At 61.7% G+C, this 7,072-nt stretch carries 8 protein-coding genes; all 8 read left to right on the top strand.

The features are described 5' to 3' along the window. Positions 1–337, top strand: a 337-nt coding sequence (locus WA989_RS16100; RefSeq protein ID WP_424341495.1) for an ATP-binding protein, incomplete at its 5' end; no start/stop codon positions are given. Beyond that, positions 334–1,017, top strand: a complete 684-nt coding sequence (locus WA989_RS16095; RefSeq protein WP_424341494.1) for an RluA family pseudouridine synthase — start codon at positions 334–336, stop codon at positions 1,015–1,017. The genes WA989_RS16100 and WA989_RS16095, both read left to right, overlap by 4 nt. Positions 1,018–1,099: 82 nt before the next feature. Further along, positions 1,100–2,506: a phosphate ABC transporter permease subunit PstC gene (pstC, locus tag WA989_RS16090; protein WP_424341493.1), complete on the top strand. Its 1,407-nt coding sequence runs from the start codon at positions 1,100–1,102 to the stop codon at positions 2,504–2,506. Beyond that, positions 2,499–4,091: a phosphate ABC transporter permease PstA gene (pstA, locus tag WA989_RS16085; protein WP_424341492.1), complete on the top strand. Its 1,593-nt coding sequence runs from the start codon at positions 2,499–2,501 to the stop codon at positions 4,089–4,091. Before pstC ends, pstA begins: the two co-directional genes overlap by 8 nt. Positions 4,092–4,150: 59 nt before the next feature. Then, the gene (gene pstB, locus WA989_RS16080; RefSeq protein ID WP_424341496.1) at positions 4,151–4,915 is read left to right on the top strand and encodes a phosphate ABC transporter ATP-binding protein PstB; all 765 of its coding nucleotides are present in this window, start codon (positions 4,151–4,153) and stop codon (positions 4,913–4,915) included. Between the two features lie 21 nt (positions 4,916–4,936). Then, positions 4,937–5,638 (top strand): phosphate signaling complex protein PhoU, encoded by a 702-nt coding sequence (gene phoU / locus WA989_RS16075; protein WP_424341491.1) that lies wholly within the window; start codon positions 4,937–4,939, stop codon positions 5,636–5,638. Beyond that, complete coding sequence (gene phoB / locus WA989_RS16070; protein WP_424341490.1) at positions 5,635–6,318, top strand: phosphate regulon transcriptional regulator PhoB; 684 nt, start codon at positions 5,635–5,637, stop codon at positions 6,316–6,318. The genes phoU and phoB overlap by 4 nt, the downstream gene beginning before the upstream one ends. A gap of 96 nt (positions 6,319–6,414) precedes the next feature. Next, positions 6,415–7,072: alanine dehydrogenase (locus tag WA989_RS16065; protein WP_424341489.1), on the top strand; the 658-nt coding region annotated here is incomplete at its 3' end.

Here is a 7,072-nt window from a genome sequence, read left to right as displayed (position 1 = left end):
TGAGGCAGTGAGCACGACGGCCGATGCAACCCGCGCGGCGCTGCTGCAGCCGAGAGCCTCGGCCGAGGCCCCTGCGACGTGGATCAGGGTCGAGGATACCGGCCAGGGCGTCGCCCGGCGTCACCTTGCCCGGCTGGGCGAGCGGTTCTACCGCGCCGATGAAAGCCGCGGCGGATCGATCGAAGGAACGGGCCTCGGCCTCGCCATCGTCAAACATATCATGGCGCGCCATCGCGGCGGGCTCGCCGTGGCGAGTGAGGAGGGCAATGGCGCAGCCTTCGGTGTCTGGCTGCCGCGCGCTGAAGTGACTGTCACGCCTGCCACCGCCCGATCATGATGCAGCCGGTCCCGGAGATCGACTATAATCCTGATCCCGACCTGGACATCGAAATCGTCCATGTTGATGACGACATCCTGATCGCCAACAAGCCGGCAGGCCTCCTCTGCGTGCCCGGCCGCGGCGCGGCGCGGTCGGTGTGCCTGATCAGCCTGCTCAAGCCAGAATGGGGCCAATTGCTGGCGCCGCACCGGCTCGACATGGACACGTCGGGCCTGACCCTCCTCGCAAGGAACACCGGCGCACACCGGGCCCTCTCCAAAGCTTTCGCAGACCGCCAAGTGGAGAAGACCTATCAGGCGTTGGTGGAAGGTGAGCCAGACGGTGAGACAGGGCTGATCGACCTGCCGATCGGGCGAAACTGGGACGAGCGCCCGCGCAGATGCATCGACCACAAGGCCGGCAAGCCCTCTCAAACGAGTTGGCAAAAGCGCCGGGCCCTGAACGGCGGCAGCCTGATCGAACTGAAGCCGCACACAGGCCGCACGCACCAGCTGCGTCTCCACTGCGCCGCCATCGGCCATCCGATCATCGGAGACAAACTCTACGGAGCCGGCAAACCCGGCGAACGGCTCTGCCTTCACGCAAACGCGCTTGCCTTCGCACATCCTGTCACCGGCAAGAGAGTTGACGCTCTCTCGCGCGTCCCGTTCACGCCGGAGGGGTTTGTGCACAAATAAAGCAGCTTGACCGGCTATGTGTCACATATGTGTCAACCAGCCGCGCTATGAGGCCCGCAAGTTCAGGAGTCGCGCGCGCTCAATGCTTGAAACGTTTGGTCACCTCCCGATTGCTTGGCTCCTCTTCGCCGTCCTGGCGGCAGCGGGATTCATTGCCTTCTTCGCAGGCAAAACCAGTGCGGTGACGACGGCGCGCGGAAGCACGATCCGGCTGAACTCCCAGCCCAATTATCATGGCTACTTCCTGGCCATCGCGACCATTGTTCCTGCCGCGATCATGTTGCTGCTTTATGCGCTGTTCGGAGAGATGCTGGTGCGCGGGCAGTTGGCGAGCGAATTGCCGCAACGCATCCAGGATCTCGGCCAGCTTGAAGTCGGCCAATATCTCGACCGTCTTGCGGAGAATTCAGCGCACGCAGACACCGCACCGACGGGCAATGCGCTGTTCGATGCGGCGACCCGCCGGTATACCAACCTTCTCGGCCTCTCACGTATTGTCGCCCTCGGCCTGGCCCTTCTTGGCGCAGTGGCAGGCTTTGCGTATGCCCGCCGCAAGATCGGCGTGGATTTCCGCGCCCGCGCCCGCGTCGAGGACGGCATAAAGCTCGTCCTCTTCCTCTGCGCCGCCATCGCCATCCTCACGACGCTCGGCATCGTCGCGAGCCTGTTCTTCGAGGCGCTTCGCTTCTTTTCGCGCGTCCCTGTGCTGAGCTTCATCTTCGGAACGGAATGGAACGCGCAGACCGGTGCGGATTTCGGCGCCATTCCGCTCTTCTTCGGCACGTTCATGATTGCGTTTCTCGCAATGCTGGTTGCGGCGCCGATCGGGCTCCTGTCTGCGATCTATCTTTCCGAGTACGCTTCGCCACAATTCCGCAGCATCGTGAAGCCAATCCTGGAACTGCTCGCGGGTATCCCGACTGTCGTTTATGGCTTCTTCGCGCTGCAATTCGTCGCTCCGGTGGTCCGCGGTTTTGCCGTCTGGGTGAACAGTCTGCCGTTTACGCCCGACACACTGCTCGCCGCCCAACCGACCAGCGCGCTCGCGGCTGGCCTGGTCATGGGCATCATGATCATACCCTTCGTGTCCTCCCTGTCGGATGATGTCATCAACGCTGTTCCGCAAACGCTGCGCGACGGTGCCTATGCGATGGGGGCGACAAAGTCCGAAACGGTCAAACAGGTCGTCATGCCGGCCGCCCTTCCCGGTGTGATCGCCGCCCTGCTGCTGGCGGTTTCGCGCGCGATTGGCGAAACCATGATCGTTGTCATGGCGGCGGGTCAGCGCGCCCAGATCTCGCCCGACCCGACCTCTGACCTGACCACGATCACCGTGCAGATCGTCGCGCTGCTGACCGGCGATACCGAATTTGATTCACCCAAAACGCTGTCTGCCTTCGCGCTCGGTTTCGTGCTCTTCATCGTCACCCTCGCCTTCAACCTGATCGCTCTGCGTGTCGTGCAGAAATACAGAGAGAAATATGAATAGCCCTGCCCCTCCATCCGATGCGCAGGGCACATTCGTTACTGAAGCTGCCCTGAAACGTCTCAAGAAGCGCCATGCAGCGGAAGCCCGCTTCAAATTCTATGGCCAGGCCGCGATCGGCATCGCCATCATCGCGCTTGTCGCCCTGCTCGTGTCGATCTTCATCCAGGCCTCCTCTGCCTTCCAGCGCAATGTGCTTGAGTTCGACGTCACGCTTGATGCCTCCCAGGTCGATCCGGACGGCGCGCGCGACCCGGACGCGATCGCCCGCAATGTCAGCGGCTTCAACCTTCTGCTTCAGGATGAACTGAGATCGAAATTCCTGCCTGAGGATGCGGACATTGCTCTGACACGCGAACTCTACGGTCTCTTCACCCGCCTCGCTGTGCTGCCGATTGCCCGCGAGACTGCCGACAGTCCGGATACGATCGGAACAGAGCAGAGCTTCTCCGTTGCCGTGGCCGATACCGTGGACCTCTACCTCAAAGGCGGCGTGACCGAGCGCAAGCAGATCGATCTCGGCGCGGCGCGGCTGGCCGGCGGTGATGAGACCGCTACGCTGAGCCTCGCCGATGTCGACAGGGCGGAGGCGCTGTCGGAGGCGCTTCAGGCCTATCGCGAAGGCTCGTTTGACAATGAGCCGGTCGCGCTGATCCAGCTGGGGCCGGTCTGGTACCGGCTGACAGATATCAGCGGCGATACGCTTTCCCTGAGCTACCTCGCCTCCGACCGCACCGTGTCGACCTCTTCCAACGATGCGTCTGCAATCGTGCTCGCCCAGGCTCAATCCAACCGCACGGTCACCGACCGGCAGATCGCCTGGACCATGATGCTGAAGGAGGACGGGCGCATCCACAAATCCTTCAACACCACGCTGTTCACCAATGCAGACAGCACTTATCCGGAACTTGCCGGCACAGCGGCCGCAATTGCGGGCTCGCTGCTGACAATGCTCGTCACCGCTCTTCTGGCGATACCGGTTGGCATCTTCGCCGCCGTCTATCTCGAAGAGTTCGCGACGAAGAACCGGATGACAGACTTCATCGAAGTCAACATCAACAACCTCGCCGCTGTCCCCTCCATCGTCTTCGGACTGCTTGGCGCTGCGGTCTTTATCAACTTCTTTGGCATGCCGCGCTCTGTGCCGCTGGTTGGCGGACTGGTGCTTGGCCTGCTTGTGCTGCCAACCGTGATCATCGCCTCGCGCGCCGCCCTGAAATCGGTGCCGCCTTCTATCCGCACAGCAGCGCTCGGCGTTGGGGCGTCCAAGACACAATCGGTCTTTCATCATGTGCTGCCGCTCGCAGCGCCAGGCATTCTTACAGGCGCGATCATCGGCATGGCCCGGGCGATCGGCGAGACGGCGCCGCTCCTGCTCATCGGCATGGTCGCCTTCGTCGCAGAAGTGCCGGATGGGCCGACAGACGAATCCACGGTTCTTCCCGTGCTCATATACAAATGGTCGACGGGGGCCGAGCGCGCCTGGGAACCACAGACAGCCGCCGCGCTCATCGTATTGCTCGTGTTTCTCGTTCTGATGAACCTGATCGCGATTGTGTTGCGCCGGCGCTTTGAAAGGAGATGGTAGTCATGGACGGAAATGTCGAAGACTTCACCGAAACCGCACGCACGAAACAGGCTGGGAATATGGCAGACATGACAAAGGTCGATTGCCGCAACATTGACGTCTTCTACGGCGACAAGCAGGCCATCTACGACATCTCGCTGGAGATCCAGGACCGCGCCGTGACCTCCTTCATCGGTCCGTCCGGCTGTGGCAAGTCGACCTTCCTGCGCTGCATGAACCGGATGAATGACACCATCGAGTCGGCCAAGGTCACCGGCAAGATCTATATGGACGGCGCCGATATCAACGACCATTCGATCGACCCGGTCCTCTTGCGCTCGCGTGTCGGCATGGTGTTCCAGAAGCCGAACCCTTTCCCGAAGTCCATCTATGACAATATCGCCTATGGTCCGCGCATTCACGGGCTCGCCTCTTCGAAGAGCGAGCTTGATGAGGTCGTCGAATCCTCGCTGCGCAAGGCCGGGCTCTGGGAAGAAGTGAAAGACCGCCTGCCCGCTCCCGGGACAGGACTGTCGGGCGGCCAGCAACAGCGGCTGTGTATTGCCCGCGCCATCGCTGTCAGCCCCGAAGTCATTCTGATGGACGAGCCCTGTTCGGCCCTGGACCCCATCGCCACGGCACGCATCGAAGAGCTCATCGACGAACTTCGCGAGCGCTACTGTATCGTCATCGTGACCCACTCCATGCAGCAGGCCGCACGGGTTTCCCAGCGCACGGCCTTCTTCCATCTCGGAAAGCTGATAGAGTATGGCGACACAGAGCAAATCTTCACCAACCCCGTCGACGGCAAGACCCAGGACTACATCACAGGGCGCTACGGCTAAGCCGCGAAGAACGAGACCAGAATGTCTGACCATATTGTAACTGCCTTTACCGACGAACTTGAACACCTCTCCGCCAACCTTCTGAGAATGGGCGGGCTGGCCGAATCCATGATCAATGATGCCAGCCGGGCGGTCTCAACCTACGACCTTGAGCTTGCCCGCCAGGTCATCCACCGCGACCAGGAGATCGACGAGCTCGAGGCCGAAGCCGAGAAGGCAATCATCCGCCTGATCGCGCTGCGCCACCCGATGGCGGCAGACCTTCGCGCCGTGCTCGGCGCGATGAAACTTGCCGGCGACATCGAACGGATCGGAGACCTCTGCAAGAATATCGGCAAGCGCTGCCTCGAACTGAACGGCGATGAAAACCGCGCCGCCGTGAAAGGCATTGAGCGCATGTCACGGGCTGTCTCCCACCAGCTCCAGACGGCACTCGACTGCTATCTGCGCCAGGATGTCACCGCCGCCATCAACGTCCTCGACCTCGATGATGATATTGACGACCATTATATGTCGCTCTTCCGCGAGACGCTGACCTATATGATGGAAGACCCGCGCCAGATCGGCTCGAACACCCACCTCATTTTCATGGCCAAGAACCTCGAACGGATTGGTGATCATGCGACCAATATCGCCAAGGCCGTCTATTACATGGTGACCGGCGAAACCGCGACGCAGGAAAATGTCGATGCCCGCAAACGCGAAGGGGGGGACACAGCTTGAAGCCGTATGTGATGATCGCCGAAGATGACAAGGCGGTCGCAGAACTCCTTCGCTACAATCTCGAACGGGAAGGCTATGATACGTCGGTTGCCCCGGACGGGGACGAAGCGATGATCCTTCTGGATGAACGCGCGCCGGACCTCGTCCTGCTCGACTGGATGCTTCCCAAAGTGGCCGGCATCGAAGTGTGCCGCCGTATCCGCTCCAAGCCTGAGACGGCGAACCTGCCGGTGATCATGCTGACGGCGCGGTCTGAGGAGGCTGACCGGATCCGAGGCCTCGATACCGGGGCCGACGATTATGTCACCAAGCCGTTCTCGACGACGGAGCTTATGGCGCGCGTGCGCGCCGTGCTGCGGCGCATCCGCCCGGCCCTGATCGAGGACAAGATCACCGTCGGCGACATCACGATCGACCGCACCACGCACACCGTGCACCGGGCCGGCGAGACCATCCATCTCGGACCGACCGAATATCGCCTGCTCGACTATTTCATCCAGCATCCGGGGCGTGTCTTCTCGCGCGAACAATTGCTCGACGGGGTGTGGGGCTCCGATGTCTATGTCGAGGCTCGCACGGTCGATGTTCATGTCGGCCGGCTGCGCAAGGCGCTGATGAGCCAGGGCGGGGATGATCCGATCCGTACGGTCAGGTCGGCAGGTTATTCCCTCAAAACCTGAAGCAGGCGAAACAGTCTGCCGGATTGGCTTGCAAATGCGACAAGAACCCTCTAGCCGCGGCGCTATATTACGAAGGTTATAGCTGCGGAGGTGGTCATGCGCATTGGTGTCCCAACTGAAATCAAGAAGCAGGAGTCGCGCGTTGGCCTGACGCCTGAAAGCGTTGGCGATCTGATCAATGCCGGGCACCAGGTTCACATCCAGAAAGGCGCTGGCCTCGGGTCTGGATTCGCCGACGATGATTACACCAAAGTCGGTGCAGACATCGTTGCCGACGCCGATGCTGTCTTCAAGGCCGCCGAACTGATCGTGAAAGTAAAAGAGCCGCAGCCGGAAGAGACCGCCCGCCTGACGCCTCAGCACACGCTCTTCACCTATCTTCATCTCGCGCCAGACCCTGTCCAGGCCAAAGGTCTGATCGAGTCCGGCTGCACGGCTATCGCTTATGAGACTGTTACCGAGCCCTCCGGGGGCCTGCCGCTGCTGCGCCCGATGAGCCAGGTGGCCGGCCGTATGTCGATGCAGGTTGCTGCGTGGGCACTGATGCGCACCAAGCGCGGCCGGGGGCTGCTGCTCGGCGGTGTGCCAGGTGTGCAGCCGGCCAAGGTCGTCATCATTGGCGGCGGCGTCTCCGGCACGAATGCCGCCGAGATCGCTGTCGGCATGCGCGCCGACGTCACGATCTTCGATCGCAACAATAACCGCCTCGCCGAGCTTGATGCCCAGTTCAACGGCCTGGTGAAGACCATGTACT

It is taken from the genome of Henriciella sp., from assembly GCF_049649345.1.
Classification (GTDB): Bacteria; Pseudomonadota; Alphaproteobacteria; order Caulobacterales; family Hyphomonadaceae; genus Henriciella.
This window is presented reverse-complemented; position numbering and strand designations above follow the sequence as displayed.